Raw genomic sequence first — 19,694 nt, forward strand, 5'->3', positions numbered from 1 at the left:
ACTTACTTCCCGCTTTAGAGCTTGTTCAGCTGTAATAGTTAGGGCTATTTCTTAATAACCTTAAAGTCCCGCAAAATATAGTTCGGTGCCAATTGCGAAACGTTCCCTTCCCAGCGCTTGCTTACGACTAGCCGCTCCATCGGAGAGAACAAAAAGATAAGGGGCTGCTCATCGTAGACAATACGCTGAAACTCTTGATAAAGCTGATGTCTTTCCACAGGGTCAATGGTGACATTGATTTTCTCTATCAGCGCATCTGTTTCTGCATTACCAAACTGCCAGCGATTGCTACCCCGTGGCGTATTACTGGAGGTGTGCCAAAGTTGCATGAAGTCATCTAACAAATGGTTCCCCCCCGCACCATAACCATAAAGGGCATAGTTGCGACTGGCTAAATCTTCACCTACCATTACTCGCGGCTCGCGTGGTACAATTGTAATAGCAACACCCACCTGGCTCGCACCATCTTTCATAACTTCCGACAGCGTAGAAGCAAATATACTTCCCGGGTTCACCAAGTACTCCATCTCCATTTCTACCAACTCTCCGTTAATCATTTTATCACGAATACCATTGTCGTTAGTATCTTCCCATCCGGCCTCTGTGAGCAAAGCTTTGGCTTTTTCGATGTCCTTTCCTACCAACGACAAATCCTTATTGGCGTGTGCTTTCGATGGAGCCACTGGCCCGGGTACTGGTACTGCTAGCCCGGCAAAAGCGGCATCAATAATTATCTGTACATCTAATACATGCGCCAGCGCTCTACGTACGCGCTTGTCTTCTAGCAAAGGATTTTTATTATTCATCGCGACAAAGTAAAAATTGAAGGTCTCTGTCGTCAGGAAATCATAACGCTCCTTTAAAAATTCGTTTTCACGTAATTCTACAAAGGTGTTTGCGTCAAGCGTAGGTGCTACATCTATCAGTTCGTTTTTAAGCGCATTGGCAGCCGTTGTCTGATCTGGAATAATCCGAAAAACTACACTATCCGGATAAGCATGGAGGTAAGCGTGGCCGCCAGGTACTTTGTCCCCCCACCAATTCGGGTCACGAACCATACTTATATAATCACCATCTACCCATTCGCTGAACAAGTAGGGGCCTGTGCCTATCAACTTGCTAGCATCACGTGAAAAAGGTGCAGAACGAAATTGCTCTGCAAATTGCTGCATTGGAGCTTCTTCGGCCAGTGCCTCTCCATTGGCAATAAGGTCAGCGATCTGATAATCAGCCATCAAACCTTCGGGGTCGAAAATATGCTCTGGATAAATATTGGTTCCACTATAAGAGTCCTCTGCCAGAATGTACTTCTCTTTAGCAAAAACGGTAAACTTGCGAGGGTTCTCAGCATCAGGTACAACATCAGCCACAGCCAGGTAACTGTTCCGATGTGGTCCAGCCTCGGCAATATTAAGGTTAAAAAGGAGCTTAAAAGAGAAGATAACATCCTCTACCCGTAGTGGTTTCCCATCACTAAACGTCGCATATTCATTGAGCTCATAGGTATACTTCATACCTCCGGCATAAGCTCCATCTGTGATTTCCTCTATCACTGGCCGGCCAATAGCCAAGGCTGGCGTAGGCTCAAATGTTTCATGGTTATACTCTAGTAAAGGGAGGAATATTTCTTGGTAAACAGGTCTTGCGTAACCACTTACCGTCAAGTAAGGGTTTAGACGATCTGGCTCGGAAGCCAATCGCACGCGCAAGGTATTGTCATTGTTTTTAAATACTGGACCTGTTGGAGCTTCGTCAGAGCTGCCGCAACCATAGGTCAACGCTCCTGCCAATAGAAGAAACATTAGACTACTAAGGATATTCAGAAATCTGTTCATGTCTGGATGTTGTTGTGATTCGCCCCGAAAATACGAACTTTTTTTTTCGCAAGCCTGACAAATTAGCCAACCGACCGGATTAGGCAGCAAACAAGATTGTTAGACAGATGAACACACCACGGTAGTTGTTGTTTCACTTGCACCACATAACAACAAGAAATATGGCTATTGTTTTAATTGCCGGAGGTAGCGGACTAATAGGAATGCAGCTAAGTGAACTCCTCAGCCAGGAAGGGCATGAAGTGCGTCATTTTAGCCGATCTACCAAGCGTGATTCCCGCTATCCCACTTATCAGTGGAACGTACAGCAAGCAACCTACGACGAGGCTGCTTTTCGTGGAGTTACCCATGTCATCAATCTTGCCGGAGCAGGTATTGCTGATGCTCGTTGGACCGATCAGCGTAAACAACTAATTATTGATAGTCGTACCAAATCTACCCGTTTATTAAAAACAGGTATCGCGGCACATGGCCAAACTGTCAAGGCTTACTTAGCAGGAAGCGCTATTGGTTATTACGGAGACCGTAAGGGAATGCTCATTACAGAAGGTGACCCAGCAGGAAATGGTTTTCTTTCAAAATCAGTGTCTATTTGGGAGCAAGCTATTCAGGAAATACCCGACGAATTGAACATGCCAACCCTGATCGTTCGCACTGGTATTGTGCTTTCGCCAAAAGGGGGAGCACTCCAGAAAATGTTACTCCCACTAAACCTCTTTGTTTCTACTTATTTTGGCGACGGACAGCAATGGTACTCTTGGATACATATTGATGACATCTGCCGTATTTTTGTAAAAGGCGTAAACGACAACCAATTCAGAGGCGTGTACAATGGCGTAGCTCCCAACCCCGTAAGTAACAAAAAACTGGCGAAAGCGATAATTACGGCAAGTAAAAAGCCGGCTTTATTACTTCCAGCCCCAGCTTTCATACTACGCTTGGTCTTGGGTGAAATGTCGCACACTATCCTTGACAGCTGCAAAGTTTCTGCTGCAAAATTGGCTAAAAGCGGCTTCACTTTTAAGCACCCAGGCATTATCCCTGCTTTGCAAGACTTATTGGCGAAACGGTAGCCGCAATCGTATAATCGTACTGGTACGATTAGGCCATTACCTAACAAAAATCCCGAATCTCACGCTAGGCACGAAACTCGGGATCTTACTTTTGCTTTAAGCTGCGTAATTATTTACGAGCGAAAAACTTCTACTTCTTTGTTTTCTACAACCAGGTCGGTAAACTTCCCCTTAAAGCGGGTCGCCCGCACAATATGGTTATCAATCCAATGGTAGTTACCTCCTCTTGGTTTGCCCATTAATAGTCCGTGGTACCTAAAATCGTGCTTCTTGAGCCATTCTTCAGTAATAGCACGGTGCTCTTCTGTACGGGAAGTGAAAAAGGTAATAAAATGACCTTCCTCATACCACTTGTTACAGATTTTCAAAGCATCGGGATAAGGCAAGCAGGTGCCCATTCTTTCCGGCTCTTCGTTTGGGATATCATCACAAACGGTACCATCTATATCAATCAAGAAATTCTTTACGCCTTCTGGTAAAACTGGACTAATCGTGTCTCCTTTTTCGTTAAACGCTACTTCCAGTTCCTGTTTTTGATCAGCCATGATCTAAATTGTTTTCCTTTGGTTCAAAATGCAAAACTAGCAATTATTCAACGACTTAACTCTATGTAATGGTGCAAAATAAGTGTCGTTTTACGGCATCTAAGTGTATTTTTTACACACTCACGGCTCAGGAAGCACCATAAGTCAAAAAATCAGATCTGCTTTACGCCCCTCACTGCTGGTTTGGGAATGTTATTGCGCAAGAGGTTCTGTAAAGCCGTATTTATCTTTTCAGACGCTGGATTCAACTGTGTATTCACCTTACTGATGGCCGTATTATAAGCATCAACATCTTCCTGGGTCAACTGATCTCCTTTAGTTTTTACCCTCACCAAAGCGGGGTAATCTTCCCTCGCCAAAACCTGCAATACTTCAAGCTGTTCTACAGCAGCATCACGGTAACCGGTATCTCCATTATATGCACCAACTCTCTTCAACTCAGCAATTTCTTCCGTCGCTGCCTTTAATAACTGCTGGCGTAGTTGATCAATATTATCCGGGCTGTCTTTTTCCATTTCCAGGAGAAACCGGGCATTTAGCTTACCTACCCGAAAACTCCGAAGAAAAATATTCCGTTGGTATTCATTTAAGGCATTCAACTGCTGCGCTTCGGTTACGGAACCAGGTTCCATTTGCAATAAAATATTATTGGCTTGGGCAAACTGCTGCTGTGCCTCTAGCAGTTTAGCGCTGGCATCCGCCATTTTTCGCTCTGCTGCCGTCTGAGCTACCAAGTACTTTTCCATTTGTAAAAAACCATCCTGAGCATTTAGTTTAAGTGCTTCTACCTCTTGGAACCCTACCTCAAACAACTCTTCATAAGTCTTCAGGACCTCGACCATGGTTGATTTTAACCCCGCATCGGATTCAAAATCAGGCAATTGATCCATTTTCATCTGCGACTGCTGAACCTGTTCTAATAGTGCTAATCGTTTTTGAGCAATCACTTGTAGATCATCGCTGTGTACTGCGTACTGCAGGTATTCCATATTTTTTTGAGCCAGGCCACTATGTTCCTGATTGAAAAAATCGAAATAAACAGCAGGATTATCAATCTTCTGTTGAGCGTTTGCGCTAAAACTCCCTAGGCCGAATAGGCAAAGCATAAAAATTCGAAACATACACGAGTATTTTAACATGACATTTTTCTGTTTTATTAAACGAATTTAGTCCCTTTCAGTTGCGCCCCAGCTTTGATCTTTTCGATACACAACCCCTTTAAAAAGAGCGACAAGCTCTTCCGCTTCCCTTCTGATCTCTACTTGATAGTGGCCCAATCGCCTACCCAAGTGTTGCTCTTTAGCCGTAGCAACAAGAACGTCCCCTACCTGTACAGGCGCGAGGTGGTTAATCGCCGTATCAATGGAAACAGCATGCTGTCCTCGGCTGTTCGAAGCAAAAGCAAAAGCACTATCAGCAAAACTAAAACTAATTCCCCCATGTCCAATCCCAAAGCCATTAACCATTTCAGGGCGAACGACCATCTGAATACGACTAAACCCTGGCGCTATTTCTAACACCTCAATTCCCAACCAATTACTAAATGCATCTTTAGACAACATTTGCCTCACAATTTCTTCGGCTGACATTTTATGTTCCATGGCTGTTTTTACTTTTTCAGTCTTCAGAAAGAAGAAATAGTTTCTTCTCCGTTAACAAGTAGCTAAATGGTTTTTTAGGTTTTAATGCCTATTTTTAAAGGAAAGTCCTTAAATTAGATGACCCTGGCCTGTTTTTATCTCAAAGTACAGGCAGCGTCGGTGGTGTTTAAGGTATCTCTAACTAAAATGGTGTTTGTTCACCAAGACGTCAAATGACGGAAAAAGAGTTGATTAAAGGTTGCGTACGTGAGGACGTCCATTGCCAGAAGCAGTTATTTGAGCTGTACGCTGGCAAGATGATGGCCGTGTGCAAGCGCTATTCCCGACATCGACTCGAAGCCGAAGATATGCTTCAGGAAGCTTTTGTCAAAGTTTTTGACAATCTTGACAAATTTGCTTTTAAAGGTTCTTTCGAAGGTTGGATTCGCCGCATTGTAGTTAATACTGCACTAAAGCACAATCAACGAAAGTATTTTACAAATGAACAAATCGCCGTTGAGCATTTTCCAGAAACACCAATTCAACCCGTTGCTTACGCACAACTGGGGGAAGAAGAGCTTCTGAAAATGATCTCCCACTTACCTGAGGGTTATCGGGTAGTATTTAATCTGTATGCTATTGAAGGTTATAGCCACAAAGAAATTGCTGAGATGCTTGAAATTAAAGAAAGCACCTCTCGATCACAGCTGGTAAAAGCTCGGAAAATGCTACAAAACCAATTGGAAAAATTGCAACGCCTTGCCGTATGAGTAAGCGACATCCGCTAGACGAACTATTCAAGAATAACCTCCGGGATGCTTCCGCACCCGTGCCTGACAATATGTGGGAACGCATTGCCAAAGCACGTCAGCAGAAACGTCGCCGGATGATGGTCATCTGGAGTGCTACAGGTACTACTACATTAGGCTTGTTGGCTATCCTCCTAATGCCACTTTCTGCACCAGAACTTGGCCATTTCCCGCTGGAAGACACCAGCCTGTCTGCTAGCCCAACCTTGGCTAATCAGCTTTCTGACCAAGCTTCAGCGCCAATTCCCAACAGCGAGAATGCCGACGAACAGGTAAACACATCATTGGTTGTACCGGCAACAACGCCTACAATCAATCGTGGTCAAAATCAACAACGAACGACTACACCAGTAGTATCTAAAGTTGCTCATGTTCAAAAAGTCAACAAGGTAACTCCAGAAAACCAAGTAGCTAATGCCCTAGAACTACCTGCTACCAGTCAGGAACAGACGGTAGAGGTACTAGAAGAAAGCACCACCGACTTACAAGAAGACAACTCACTTCGTATTGCTGGACCTCACCAACGTCTTCGCAGCCAAGTGGTCGATATTCTGCCTGCTAAAAACTTAGCTTTTGCACAACAAACAGAACTAAAGCTTTTCACCAATCATGCCCCTCGATGTGCCCGCTTTGCTAATCCTTATTTCCGGTTAGACCTTGAAGTACTAGGTGGGCCAGCTTACGCTCAACAAACACTTCAGGCCAAGACGCCCGAAAGTATCAGCCACCTCAACAAACGCAAGGAAAGTGAGTCTTCTAGCATCTCCTATAGTGGTGGCTTCCGTTTAGCCGCAGTGTCTAATGTAGGGCTTAGTATGCGAACTGGCTTAATGTATACGGAGATCAATGATCGCTTTACATTTGAAGTAGGTAGCAGGATGGATGTCTCTACTATTTTTGGCCCTAATGGAGAAGTCATTGGTGTAGATACTATCTATACCGAAGCTTATAACGAACAGCATCGCAATCGTCTGCGCTTCATCGAAGTTCCCCTCCTCATCGGTTATGAAGAACAATGGGGTAAATTCCGGGTAGGTGTAAATGCGGGAGCATACCTTAATCTATATTTCGGGGCAAAAGGAGCAATCTACTCTCCTGCAACACAAGAACCAATTCAATTTGGCCAGCAAGGTGACCGGGATGTCTTACCTATCTTTGATCGGCGTGCTACAGCCGCTTGGTATGCAGGGATAAGTATCGCTTATAATCTGCACAGCCGCTATAGTTTAGTTGCTGAGCCTTATTTCAAATCCTATCCAAGAGCGCTAAGCAGCTCAGAATATGATTTACAACAAAACTACTGGATGACTGGCCTACAGCTGGGAATGAGAATGCGTTTGTAGGTTTACATTGGCCTGCTTAAATTACGTTGCAATTAGGTCTAGTTCCTATTTTTATGTTAAAGTGGCATCAATTCTGCCACCTTACACTTGCTATCCTGTATTCTTAGTAATTTGCGCAGCACAATCCAATCCAGTATGAAAATCAACCTTAGTCCTTTCTGGCGAGTACTACTTTTACTAAGTAGTACTCCGATATTCCTTATTGCTCAACCTACTATCCAGGATTGCCTAGGAGCCGTACCTGTCTGCCAGGATCTGTATTCAGAGAGCCAGTCTCCTTCTGGAGATGGTAATATCGGCAATGAAATTATTAATGGCGAAACCTGTACCGCTGGAGAGTTAAATTCCATTTGGTACGTTTTTACCGCCAATGAGGATGGAATGCTAGGCTTCTTAATTACGCCTAATAATTTCAATGATGATTACGACTGGGCACTTTTTGACCTTACCAATGGCGATTGTGATGACCTCACCGCATCTAATCTCGTAAGCTGTAATGCTGCTGGCGGCACAGGCTGCCATGGCCCAACCGGTTGTGCGGCTAGTGGTATTGGCAATTGGGTGCCAGGGGGATGTGGGGGTACTGGCCCCATCAATGCATTGGTGCCTATGAGTGCTGGTAACACCTACGTTCTCATGGTCAGCAACTGGACAGGATCTAATGATGGTTATAGCCTTGATTTTAGTGAAAGTACGGGTTTAGGTGTATTTGATCAAACTCCTCCGCTAGTCGAAGACATTACCCAACTGCCCGAAAGCTGTGGAGACGCTACCATTGATATCTCTTTCAATGAATTTTTACTCTGCAACAGTATCAATGATAATGCTTTCCAATTAGACGGCCCGGGAGGCCCCTATACGCTTGATGCCAGTTCTCCAGACTGTATTTCGGGGAGTAATCAGGCCAAGTCTTTTAGGCTAGCTATTTCTCCCCCCATACAGTCTATGGGCGATTACACGCTCACCATTGATCCGACTGGCCCTGGGGATTTACTCGACCTTTGCGACAATCAGGCAGAATCTTTTACTTTCAATTTTACCGTTGATGTACCTTTACCGGTAATAATTGACATAGGCCAAGACACTAGTCTGGTTTGCGCTGGCGACGAGCTCGTACTTGATGCCTCTTCCGGCGGCAATACCTTTCTTTGGGAGGATGGCTCCACCGACCCCACACTCATTGTCACCAACGAGGGAGTCTATAGTGTGACCGTTACCGATGATTGCGGTTTTGGAGAAGATGCCATTGAGGTTTTTGTACAACAATTTCCTCCTACCGTTAACTTTGGTGCTGATCAAATTATTTGCCCCGGAACTTCTCCATTGTTGGATGCCGATAATGGTGTAGCTTTCTACAACTGGCAAGACGGCAGTAGTGCTACTAACTATACCGTCACGACAACAGGCGATTATGCTGTTACTGTTGAAAATGGATGTGGTGTTGTGGAAGAAGCGATTAACATTACCTATGTACCGCCACTCAATCTAAATCTAGCGAATGAGTATGTACTCTGCCTTGGCGATACCCTCACGATTAATATAGAGCGCCCATTTGCAACCTATCAATGGTCAGATGGAAGCACACTACCTCAACGAGATATTACTGCCGACAATAATTTTTCGCTCACGGTGACAACCATTTGTGAAGTCTACGAAGCGGATTTTGCGGCCATTTTCCTTGTTGACCCAATGCTTGATCTGGGAGAAGATTTAATACTATGTCCCAATGACAGCCTCATCCTTGAGCCAGGTATTCCTGGTGCTACTTATTTATGGCAGGATGGAAGTACACAGGATCGTTTTGTTGTTACAACTCCCAATACCTACGGAGTAACCATTTCCACCGCCTGCAATGATCTCGTAGACTCGGTTGTTATCGATTACTTACTCCCCATTACCACAGAACTAGGGAGAGACACCTTCCTCTGCCCTGAGGATCCTTTCTTATTGGACGCGAGCACCGAAGTCCTCGCTGATTACCAATGGGAAAATGGCGCAAAAGAAGCACGCCGTCTGATCTTTGGGCCCGGAGATTACAGTATCACTGTCAGCTCTATTTGTGAAACCGTTATCGACACCATACAGATTGCCGAATGCGAGATATGTACCGTTTACATGCCCAATGTATTTAGCCCGAATAATGATGGTGTCAATGACCGACTGTTCCCTCAGAGTCACTGCTCTCTAGAAGCCTATGAGATGCAGGTATTTGATCGTTGGGGGAGTCAGGTTTACCAATCCTCCAACCCCAACGATGGTTGGAACGGTAAAATAAGAGGAGACTTGGCACGGCAAGGCACCTACGTTTGGATGATTCAATACACTGTGAGTGAAAATGGAATAGCAAGGAGCACAAGCCAACGCGGAGATGTTGTACTACTTCGTTAAGTAGACGATATTCTTAATTAGCATAAAGTAGAAAGGCAGCGGTTTCCGGAATGGAAGCGCTGCCTTTGTGTTTTAAATACTGGGCTGAATCAACGTTCTTCTCGTCTCAGAGGTTGAAAATTGAACATCAGCAATACCAGCAAAAGTATTCCTAAGATGATCATGGGGATAAAGATTATGAAGCACCTCTATCGAGAGCTACTTCGTTTTCAATGGATTATATTTCAGGGGGTAAATACATAACTAAAATAGCACATTTTTAGTTCCTTATCAATAGAAAAACTTTATTTAACTAGACAATAACAGGCCTTTAAACAACGAACCCCGAAACCTTCTGAGAAAGGCCTCGGGGCTTGCTGTCAATTAATCAACCTTGCTTACAAATCAGAAGCACCTTTGTTGGCTGCATTGAAACGCTCTGTAACTTCCTGCCAATTGATGACATTAAAGAAAGCGTTTACGTAGTCCGGACGACGATTCTGATAATTGAGGTAGTAGGCATGTTCCCAAACATCCAAGCCCAGGATTGGCGTCCCCTGCTGTTCAACGACATCCATCAAGGGATTATCCTGATTAGGGGTGGAAGTGATAAACAAGTGATCTGAACCACTCACACACAGCCATGCCCAACCAGAACCAAAACGAGTACCAGCTGCTGCCGAAAATTCTTCCTTAAATTTCGCAAAGCTGCCAAAATCACGGACAATAGCTTTATGAATATTCGTGCGGTCACTGGGCTCGCCTCCGCCATCGGGTGACATCACCTCCCAGAAGAGTTTGTGATTATAATAACCGCCACCGTTATTGCGCACAGCCATACTGTGTTTAGAAACGTGCACTAAAATTTCTTCAATCTTCATACCATCCAAGTCTGTACCTTCGATAGCTGCATTGAGCTTATTGGTATAACCGGCATGGTGCTTGGAGTAATGAATTTCCATTGTACGCGCATCAACATGTGGCTCTAATGCGTCGTAAGCGTAAGATAAATCTGGGAGCTGAAAGGCCATAGTGTACCTTTAATTTTGGTGTATAAAATTAGTTTCTTCTTTTCAAACAGTCATCTTAAGGTAATTGTTTAGTAGAACCTACGGCTAATGACACCCTTTGGTCTGTTCCCCGTTTTTCTGTAAACTAATTACTAAGACTAATCGTTTGTCCAGTAAAGATATTTCGCTTTTGGCATTCCTCCTTACTATTTGCAAGCTATAAGACGGCAACTATGTATAGAATTGCTTAAATTGCTAAGTAACATACTAAAGCTCCAAAATAGTTTTGTCCTCATCCACGCAATACCGCGACCTATGAAGAGAACGATAATCCGCTTACTCTCCCTGACTCTACTCCTTTTTTGTGTACCACCATCTGCTTGGGCTACTCACAATCGCGCTGGAGAAATCATTGTGGAGACCATCCCTGATGCTAACGGCAATTGTGGCCTAACCGTGAAGGCTACTATTATTACCTACACCAAAACCTCTAGTGTAGATGCTGATCGCGATTCTCTTACCATCTGCTGGGGCGATGACAACTGTGAACGAGTAGCAAGGATGAATGGCGCTGGCACCCCTCCTGAAGGCGAGCGACTCGAAAATGACATTAAGTTCAACATATACATGGCTACCCATACCTATACGGGGCCATCAAGATATACCATCAGTTTTGAGGACCCTAACCGAAATGCTGGGGTACTTAATGTAAACTTCCCTAATTCGGTTAGTATTCCGTTTTATGTCGAGAACGTTTTTTCTCTTTTCAACCCCGTCTTTTCGGGATGCAACAACTCTCCTGTCTTACAGGTCCCTCCTATAGACTTTGCCTGTACTGGCGAGGTTTTCACCCATAATCCTGGTGCTTACGACATTGACGGAGACAGTCTTTCTTACGAATTAGCGGTGCCCAAACAAGGGCCCAATGATCCCGTTCCCAATTTTTTCTTCCCCAATGGCATGTCCATTAATTCCTTAACGGGAGATTTAGTATGGGACACCCCTACTCAGGCTGGTGAATACAATATCGCTATCAATATTTATTCGTACCGTAATGGTCAGATCATCGACACCATGGTGCGGGATATGCAAATCATCGTCGAGGATTGTAGTAATGAACCGCCTTTGGTAGTTACCGAATTTGATGAAATATGCGTCATCGCTGGCACCACTATTGACTTCGATGTTATTGCTACTGCTCCTTTTACCGATACGGATCAAAGGGTAAGGCTTCTGGCTTACGGAGCTCCATTAAACACGAGTATTAGCCCTGCACAATTCACACCTCCATCCGAAGCGTATTTTGATGATCCATTGGTCAAAAACTTCCGCTGGGAAACCACCTGCGAGCATATCTCCAGTCAACCTTACAATGTGGTATTTAGGGCTGTAGACGATTTCCTCGGTGATACAACCGGGCTCGCCACCCTTAAAACAGTGAGAATAAAAGTTGTCGGACCACCTCCTGAAGATGTACAGGCTATTGCGGAAGGACCAGTCATCAACGTCAGTTGGGAGTCACCTTACATTTGTGAAGATGCCCAAGACGACTACTTCAGAGGATTCTCCGTCTGGCGGCGGATCAACTCAGATCAATCACCACTAGACACTTGTGTGACAGGCTTAGCTGGGCGTGGCTATACCAAAATATCCTCAGATACGATCCAGCAGATTGTGGATGGACGTTATTTCTTTGAAGACCGTAATGTAGAAAGAGGAAAGACGTATTGTTATCGGATACTCGCTAATTTTGCCCGACGCACTGCTAACGGTTTATTCTTCTATAACCCTGTAGAAAGTTTACCTTCCGAAGAATCTTGCGTGCAATTGGGAAGGGATGTCCCTCTACTGATCAAGGCAGATGTAGTAACCACTGACCTTAACAATGGTGTCATTGATGTTTGCTGGACCAAACCTGATCCTGCAGATTTGGATACCACCCTCAACATGGGCCCCTATACTTACGAATTATTACGCGCTCCTGGCCATACAGAGGATATCAATAACTTCACACCAATCAACAGTGTTACCGCTCCTACTTTTGCGCTGGCCACTGATACTTGTTTTACAGATATCAGCCTGAACACAGTAGATCAGCCGTACACTTACGTCATCAATTTTTATGTCAATGGAGAAACGATGCCTTTAGGAGCTAGTACCGTAGGAGGTTCGATCTATCTAAATGCGACACCGTCGGATAGAGTTAACACCCTTTTCTGGGATGAATTTGTCCCTTGGGAAAACTTCGAGTATACTATCTTCCGCGAAAACACGAGTGGTGGTTTGGATTCGTTGACTACCGTATCTGATCCGATATACCGCGACGAAGGCTTAATGAACTTGGTAGAATACTGTTATGTCATCAGAAGTGCTGGCACTTATAATATTGATGGTGTTCCATCTCCACTAATTAACCGTTCGCAACGGGTATGCAGTACACCATTCGATAATGTTCCTCCTTGTCCACCAGCCTTAACGGTTACAAACCTGTGTGATTTCAGCGAAAGCTGTGATGACATAGAAGTATTGGAAAACAACCTCGTTTGGGAAAGCGCCCTAACCCTTTGTCCGGAATTTGAAGATGTAGACAGTTATAACATCTACTATGCTCCTGTCGTCAATGCTCCTTTCAGTTTGATCGCTACAGTTGATGATCCTAACATCCTTGAGTTTATCCACCAACCTGGTGGTACAATAGCAGGTTGTTATGCAGTCACAGCCGTGGATACGGTGGGTAATGAAAGCGCGCAAAGCAACATCGTTTGCGTGGACAATTGTCCCGTTTACGAACTGCCCAATGCTTTCACCCCAAATTCCGATGGCCAGAATGACTTATTTGTCCCTACACGTTCCTGCTTTATCGCTGAGGTAGAATTCCAAGTATACAACCGCTGGGGTGGCCTCGTTTTTGAAACCAAAGATCCGGCACTCAACTGGGATGGTACCAATATGAAGGGCGATGCCCTCGAATCAGGGACTTACTTCTATCGATGTCGAATATTCGAGCAACGCGTGGAAGGTATACTCCCTGTCCCCGAGCTATTGAGTGGCTATATTGAGTTATTGAAAGGGGCGCCGTAGGATACTAATATAAGTTGAACCTTCTCCTCAGGGGAGGGATAGCGGACACTTTTCAATGTGCGAGGTGCGAGGTGCGAGGTGCGAGGTGCGAGGTGCGAAAGGTCTATTCCTCAAAGAAGACTGACATAGAATTTTATTTTTCTTAAAAAAACTGTGTTAATCCGTCTCATCCGCTTGATCTGTGTTCTATCTTAATTAACTGCTAGGAGTTAGTTGTTAGTGGTAATCGACTACCATAAACAGCAATCAAATATTGAGCTAACAAGTAGGTAAACATAATGGCAAAACGGGCACCAGCAATCGGTTCACCAAACTTATTCAGCGCAATCAAAGTATCTGATAACACGAAGAGCAACACACCTCCAAAGAAACCCCAGAAGATATTTGACGAAGTACGTCCATAAAGGTTTGCTGCCGCGATAGCCATAGCAACGATGGCTGTGGCATATACTCCCACAGGCAGGCGCATTGGCCCAGGAATACCTGCCCATAAGGTCGTCAAAATCCAAACGAGGTAGCCTAAAAAGAGTATAGCAATCCAGGGTTTGCGGAATATTATTCCTTCTCTCACCTTTGGGTACGTCCATAGTGCGTAAGTATAGCACAATTGGGCTAGCAGAAAACTGCCCAACCCTAATAAAAAGAAGACTTCCAATCGCGGACCGTGCTCTACGAACATCAAAAGGGTATCTCCTCCTACAGAAAAGGCTAAGCCCAGCAACAAGAATTTAGAAAAGCGGGAAGTATTATTCCCTGTCGTTCTCCAAAACCAAAAAGCCAATATGCTAACCAACAATGGCTTGGTAAGTAGGATCAGCCACTCTATTTGCAGTTCTTCCACTCCCAAATGAACTACACTAAGCAAAACATAAAATAAAAGTAGGATACGATTTGGCATATTACTCCAGTTTGATTCTTATGGGCAAATTAAATTGTACCCGAACAGCTTCGCCTTTTTGCTTACCGGGAATAAAGTTAGGCATGGTTTTCACTAACTCCAGTGCAACCAAATCTATTCTTTCTTCCAAAGGCCTTACAACTCTAGCGTTGGTAATTACGCCATCAGTTTCAACGACAAAAGTAACAACAATGACCCCTTCCGGACCAGTGTATCCCTGAGGCAACCTTATACGGCTGTAAATATTTCTCAACAAGGCTGTTTGGGCGCATTGTTTACGTTCATTTAAACTCTGCTCTGCTTCGCAGCCAGGAAACCGGGGCATTTCTTCAGCGACCTTAAAAATAGGCTTTTCATCTTCGGAGGCATTTGATACATCAGCACTCTCCGCTTTTTGAGTATAACCTCGAACATTGGCCGGAGGCACTTCTGAAATCACCTCTACTTGTTCCAATTCACATTCCTCTACACCATCTGTAAAAATACAGGTTTTCCAAAGTTCTCCATTTTCGCGATAGTAATACCAACGGCCAGCCTCCTGCCCTTCGGTATAGCGGCCAGTGATTTCAACTTGTCCATTCGCGTAAAAAGTCTTCCAAGTTCCTTCTAATACCTTCTTGCGGCGATCGGCATAGGTAATCATTTCTCGGAGTGGGTGCTCGGAATTATCATAAAACTTTTCGATGTATAAATCGTAAGCTGTTCGTTCAAAGGTATATCCTTCCTTTGCTACCAAAACGGTGCTTCCCCGCTTAATGTATTCCTTGTAAGTGGTCGCCCAGTAGGCTGTTTGGGCATTAAGAGAAAAAGCCAATACCAGAATAAAGAGCGTCGTTAAAAAGCGCATTTTTTATTTTTTTTTCAGAAAGAATATTAAAGTCGGCTCAAAATAAAGAAATTAGGGAAACCTATAGATAAAAATGCAACACCTAAAAGAAGTTGGCGACTACTACGAGGCGCTCGCACCAGTGTATGACCAGGATCGTTTTGGCAATACTTACGGTCAATTTATTCATCAACAGGAAGAGGAAATACTCCAGCAATTCATTGGTAAACCACAGGGTAACGAGCTCCGACTTGACCTGGGTTGTGGTACTGGTCGATTATTACATTTTGGCACACACGGCCTGGATTATAGTCAAGCCATGATTGATGAAGCTCGCAAAAAACATCCTACCAAAGTACTTCAGCAGGGCAGCGCGCTGGCTATCCCTCATTTTACGAAAAAGTTCTCCAGCGTATTTTCTTTTCACCTGTTAATGCATCTCGCCGAGAGGGATATTCCGAAAGTATTTACAGAAGTAGATCGTATTCTAGATACAAAAGGAGTCTTTGTTTTTGACATCCCTTCTGCCAAACGTAGGCAACTCACTAGTTATCAAGCACAAAATTGGCATGCAGCACAATCATTATCCATTAATGACCTAAAACGTATCCTCGGAGGTCGTTGGCAGGTCGTTGATTCTCAAGGTGTGCTTTTCCTTCCCATCCACCGTTTTCCAAATTGGTTACGCCAGCCTGTCCGCTGGTTAGACAGCCTCCTTTGCCGGTCTCCATGGAAAGAATATGCATCCTACCTCGTGATCAAAATTCAAAAAGTATGAGATGGCTCAAAGATCAGATACCCCGCAATTGGCGATTAGCTGCGCAATTACTAAAACGGCAAGTCCTAGATCAGCAAGCAGAACGAGAAGGGTTGTTTGCAACAGCGACCGACCAACATCCCAGCTATTCTTATGCTCTTGAACAACAACAATCCATTCGCCCAGGGAAGCATTTAGCGAATAAGCTGCATAACCTCCGCCTTGGAAGTGCTGCGATTAGCCCTATCCTGATCCAGCCTGGCCAGGTATTTTCTTTTTGGCGAAGCGTAGGGGCCCCAACATTAGAAAGAGGGTTTCTTGCAAGTAGAAATCTAGTCCAAGGAAAATTAGTCCCCGAAGCAGGCGGCGGCCTTTGTCAGCTTTCAGGTATCCTTTACCTATTGGCACTAAGAGCTGGCATACAAATCATCGAACGCCACCATCATTCCGTAGACATTTACGCCGAACCTGAACGGTTTTGCCCTTTGGGTGCTGATGCGACCGTTGTTTATGGTTATAAAGATTTGCGACTCAAAAACAACCTTACAACTCCCTTAACTTTCCAGTTGACGGTTTCCGATGAAAAATTGACCGCAAAACTGGTGGCAACCTCAAGGTTAACAGACTACCCTCTTGATTTTGTACGAAAACAAGAAGGAGAAAAAACAGTCGTAAACACCGTGAGAAAGGAAGGCAACCAAAATAAGGTCATCGCTACCTCCTATTACCTGTAACCTTCCCTGTTAATTTCCTTAACCCCCATTTAAACATATCCTAAACCTACTAAAATGCTTGTATAAAGGTCATTGATCATCAATATTTGTATGATCGCTAACCCTAGTACAAGCGCTTATGAAAACGTACCTGCTATTTCTCTCTTTGTTTTGCATGCCGCTATTTCTTCCAGCCCAGGAAGTATTATTGTTTGATGACACCCCTTCAAAAACAGTCGTTTATCGCTATTCTCAACTTAACGGGCCATCTGCACCAGCCTTACAGCAAATTTTCCGTTTACTACAGCCACGTCAACCACAGCAGGCCGCGCTCGATGTCTACTATCGTTACCAGCTCCGCATTTTGGAGGGCACCAATACGCTAAAGAATTGTATCCAATGGGAGGCCGTAGAAGCCGACCGAGCACCTCGTCCTTTTGGTTTTACCTTTGAAGATTTACTGGCCCCAAGTGGTGCCACCTATAACCTGGAACTACTTGCCGATGAAGAGGTTGTTGCCACCAAATGTATAGAACAGGTCTTTGGACAAACGCTACCAGGCTATACTTTTGACTTTTCAGAAATAGAAGGTGGTGTATTTTACACCCTCCGTATTAGTGACCTTACCTTTAAGTATAGTAGCCGTCATGTGCAGGCCGTTCAGCAAAGGATGCGTGCGATTGACCAATACTTCATTGCTAACGATAAATTGACTGCACTTCATCATTCCCTGACCGCTTTTCGGCAGCTTGAACCTCAGCCACAGCAGCTAGACAGTTACCGCCAACAATTGCAGAACTACGAAGAACAATTAAGAAAAATTTGTGCCAATCCATTCTGGAATATCCTTGCCTTAGACACGCCTGACGCACACGACCCTGACCAAATCAAGGCTAAGCAACTGACTTGCCAAGAGGAAGTATACGCCTGGAAAAGCTGGCTGAATGAGCTGACCGTCAATTTACACATCCTCTATTTCGAACAAGGAGTTACTGCCTATCAAAATGGTCAGCTACACCATGCACGAGAAGCTTTTCATGCGTCTTTGCGTAGCAATGATTGCTATGCTCCCAGCCATTATTTCCTCGCAGTGTTAGATTTTGAGCAAGGCAAAGTAGAAGATGCTGCTCAGCGAATTCGCCTCGTACTCAATCGTTACAATCCTGATCCTAACACTAGAGAAGACGCTAGCCATTTGGCCAGTGGTATTGTTCGTTTTTATTTAGATGCCGGACAAGACGCAGTAGCCCTAAGGCGCTATCCGGAAGGAGTAGCAGCTTACCAGCAGGCACTCGCTTTTAGTGAAAGCATAAAGGGTTTCCACTTTGGGCAAGCCGAGGCGCGTAGCAGGATGCAAGAAGCCTACTACCTTGATTTTCACGACCAAGTGGACCAAGTGGTTTACACCCAAAAAGCGGGGCAGTACCAACGGGCATTAGAGCAGCTCAGTGAAGCTTTGGAATTCCAGGAACGCTTTCGCGTCAACAGTACAGTTGATACAGAAAGCCTCGCACGCGGAATCGTCAACGATTTGCACCAAGAACAGCTGGCTGAAATCCGGAGTTACCGCTATCAAGGGGAATGGGATCAGGCGTTGTCCGCTGTCGCTTCCGCCGAAAAGCTACTACAAGCCTATCCAGGGATGGTAGATCAACCACAGCAACTGGCTCAGGAAAAGCAGCAAGTTCTTCTGGGAAAACACCAAAAGATGGTCGCTTCTGCGGAAGCCATGATACAACAGCAGCGTTTTGATCAAGCGCTCACAGAAGCAGAAGCTAGCCTTCAATTTGTACGGACTTATCAGTTAGGCAACAGTCAGGAAAGAGAAAGTCAGCGCCTTATCACCAGGATACAACAATATCGTTATGATCGTTTTGTACGTGGTGGCGAGCGTGCACAACAGGAAGGCAACTACACGAGTGCATTGGAGCAATACCAACGAGCGCAAGCTCTTGAACAACAAGTAGCAACGCTTTTACCAAAAATCGGACTTGCTCAACAAATAAAAACGACAGCACTGTTGGAAGCAGAGCGGATCTATCAATCGGTGCTCCGCCAATCCGCTGATGACAACGAGCAATTAGCACAAGCCAAAGAACAGGTACAATCCTTAGCCAACCGTTTTAACATCATACGGGAAGCACAACTTGTGGGCATCATTGGCCAACTCAATGAGCAGCAGTGTACCAATGCCCGTGATTTACTCCTTCCTCGTGAAGAGGATCAATTGGCAGACGAGTTGCAAGCAAGTGATTACCTCGCTGCGCGGGCGACGCTCTCTCGTATAGACGCTTTACATAAAGCCTATCCAGATTGCGCTTTGAATGATGCCAGTCTACAAATGAATCAACAGATCGTTACAGTATGTGCCGCTTACCAAGAGGCCATTCAGGCAGCAGAAACTGCCGAACATCAACAGCAATTTAGCAGGGCTATTGAGTATTATGTTACTGCTAAAGACAATTACGCTGATGCAAATGTACAAGCTCGCTTGGCACCACATCCGGCATTGAACCTTTACGCTTACATTAACGATCACGATAATTACCGGATGCCACTAGCGGGTGCACATTTCTACCTCGATCAGCGCGAGCATGACCGTTCTTTGGAACTGCTAAACTTAATGATTGATCGTGGTATTGAACAGCGTCAAACGGAAGGCCTTCAATTGCGACTAGGAAGTGCGCTGGCCGTCCGTCATTATGTGGCCAGTGCAAACTGGAAGGAGACCTTCTATAGCTTTGTAGCCAAGAAAGATCGTAAAGCATACAAGCCGCTTTATCGTTCATTTCGGAAGCAGTGGAGACGGATGGCTTGAGGATAAGTCGGTTGGTAACTTTCGACAAAAGCCGAAAGT

15 protein-coding genes are annotated in these 19,694 nt (G+C 44.7%); 8 read left to right on the forward strand and 7 right to left on the reverse strand.

All coding sequences use genetic code 11. The features are described from left to right. Nucleotides 1–44: 44 nt before the first annotated feature. Nucleotides 45–1,835, reverse strand: a complete 1,791-nt coding sequence (locus A3EU_RS0106470) for an ABC transporter substrate-binding protein (protein WP_020535319.1) — start codon at nt 1,833–1,835, stop codon at nt 45–47. Between the two features lie 161 nt (nt 1,836–1,996). Here A3EU_RS0106470 and A3EU_RS0106475 point away from each other — a divergent pair, with 161 nt between their 5' ends. Next, entirely contained in the window at nt 1,997–2,908 is a 912-nt protein-coding gene (locus A3EU_RS0106475) for a TIGR01777 family oxidoreductase (protein ID WP_020535320.1), read from the forward strand. Between the two features lie 113 nt (nt 2,909–3,021). On the opposite strand, the gene A3EU_RS0106480 is transcribed toward A3EU_RS0106475, so the two are convergent. From A3EU_RS0106480 to paaI, 3 genes are all read right to left on the reverse strand, one after another. Continuing rightward, complete coding sequence (locus A3EU_RS0106480) at nt 3,022–3,453, reverse strand: HAD family hydrolase (protein WP_020535321.1); 432 nt, start codon at nt 3,451–3,453, stop codon at nt 3,022–3,024. A 152-nt stretch (nt 3,454–3,605) separates the two neighbouring features. Next, nucleotides 3,606–4,574 (reverse strand): LIC11966 family surface protein, encoded by a 969-nt coding sequence (locus A3EU_RS0106485; protein ID WP_020535322.1) that lies wholly within the window; start codon nt 4,572–4,574, stop codon nt 3,606–3,608. 45 nt (nt 4,575–4,619) lie between these two features. Next, complete coding sequence (paaI, locus tag A3EU_RS0106490; protein WP_020535323.1) at nt 4,620–5,054, reverse strand: hydroxyphenylacetyl-CoA thioesterase PaaI; 435 nt, start codon at nt 5,052–5,054, stop codon at nt 4,620–4,622. A 212-nt stretch (nt 5,055–5,266) separates the two neighbouring features. Between paaI and A3EU_RS0106495 the strand changes: the two genes are divergently transcribed. The 3 genes from A3EU_RS0106495 to A3EU_RS0106505 all read left to right on the forward strand — a co-directional run bounded on the left by A3EU_RS0106495 (nt 5,267) and on the right by A3EU_RS0106505 (nt 9,573). Further along, the gene (locus tag A3EU_RS0106495; protein WP_020535324.1) at nt 5,267–5,803 is read left to right on the forward strand and encodes an RNA polymerase sigma factor; all 537 of its coding nucleotides are present in this window, start codon (nt 5,267–5,269) and stop codon (nt 5,801–5,803) included. Beyond that, nucleotides 5,800–7,185, forward strand: a complete 1,386-nt coding sequence (locus A3EU_RS0106500; protein ID WP_020535325.1) for a hypothetical protein — start codon at nt 5,800–5,802, stop codon at nt 7,183–7,185. The genes A3EU_RS0106495 and A3EU_RS0106500 overlap by 4 nt, the downstream gene beginning before the upstream one ends. A gap of 135 nt (nt 7,186–7,320) precedes the next feature. Next, nucleotides 7,321–9,573 carry a T9SS C-terminal target domain-containing protein gene (locus A3EU_RS0106505; RefSeq protein WP_020535326.1) on the forward strand — a complete coding sequence of 751 codons (2,253 nt, stop codon included), beginning with the start codon at nt 7,321–7,323 and terminating at the stop codon, nt 9,571–9,573. A gap of 377 nt (nt 9,574–9,950) precedes the next feature. Here A3EU_RS0106505 and A3EU_RS0106510 read toward each other — a convergent pair whose 3' ends face one another. Then, nucleotides 9,951–10,583 (reverse strand): superoxide dismutase, encoded by a 633-nt coding sequence (locus tag A3EU_RS0106510; RefSeq protein WP_020535327.1) that lies wholly within the window; start codon nt 10,581–10,583, stop codon nt 9,951–9,953. Nucleotides 10,584–10,877: 294 nt separating this feature from the next. Here A3EU_RS0106510 and A3EU_RS0106515 point away from each other — a divergent pair, with 294 nt between their 5' ends. Next, nucleotides 10,878–13,643, forward strand: a complete 2,766-nt coding sequence (locus A3EU_RS0106515) for a T9SS type B sorting domain-containing protein (protein ID WP_020535328.1) — start codon at nt 10,878–10,880, stop codon at nt 13,641–13,643. Between the two features lie 202 nt (nt 13,644–13,845). Here A3EU_RS0106515 and A3EU_RS0106520 read toward each other — a convergent pair whose 3' ends face one another. Then, on the reverse strand, nt 13,846–14,541 hold the full coding sequence (locus A3EU_RS0106520; RefSeq protein ID WP_020535329.1) for a lysoplasmalogenase: 696 nt from the start codon (nt 14,539–14,541) through the stop codon (nt 13,846–13,848). Nucleotide 14,542: 1 nt separating this feature from the next. Further along, a complete protein-coding gene (locus A3EU_RS32570) occupies nt 14,543–15,388 on the reverse strand; it encodes an energy transducer TonB (protein WP_020535330.1) in 846 nt (281 codons plus the stop codon). A gap of 73 nt (nt 15,389–15,461) precedes the next feature. On the opposite strand from A3EU_RS32570, the gene A3EU_RS0106530 reads away from it, so the two are divergent. From A3EU_RS0106530 to A3EU_RS0106540, 3 genes are all read left to right on the forward strand, one after another. Further along, nucleotides 15,462–16,145 carry a class I SAM-dependent DNA methyltransferase gene (locus A3EU_RS0106530; protein ID WP_020535331.1) on the forward strand — a complete coding sequence of 228 codons (684 nt, stop codon included), beginning with the start codon at nt 15,462–15,464 and terminating at the stop codon, nt 16,143–16,145. After that, nucleotides 16,142–16,858 carry a VanW family protein gene (locus A3EU_RS0106535; protein WP_020535332.1) on the forward strand — a complete coding sequence of 239 codons (717 nt, stop codon included), beginning with the start codon at nt 16,142–16,144 and terminating at the stop codon, nt 16,856–16,858. The genes A3EU_RS0106530 and A3EU_RS0106535 overlap by 4 nt, the downstream gene beginning before the upstream one ends. Before the next feature lie 118 nt (nt 16,859–16,976). Beyond that, nucleotides 16,977–19,655, forward strand: coding sequence for a hypothetical protein (locus A3EU_RS0106540; protein ID WP_156825680.1), 2,679 nt, complete (start codon nt 16,977–16,979; stop codon nt 19,653–19,655). Nucleotides 19,656–19,694 lie beyond the last annotated feature (39 nt).

Origin of the sequence: Lewinella cohaerens DSM 23179, assembly GCF_000379805.1 — a bacterium.
Lineage (GTDB): Bacteria > Bacteroidota > Bacteroidia > Chitinophagales > Saprospiraceae > Lewinella > Lewinella cohaerens.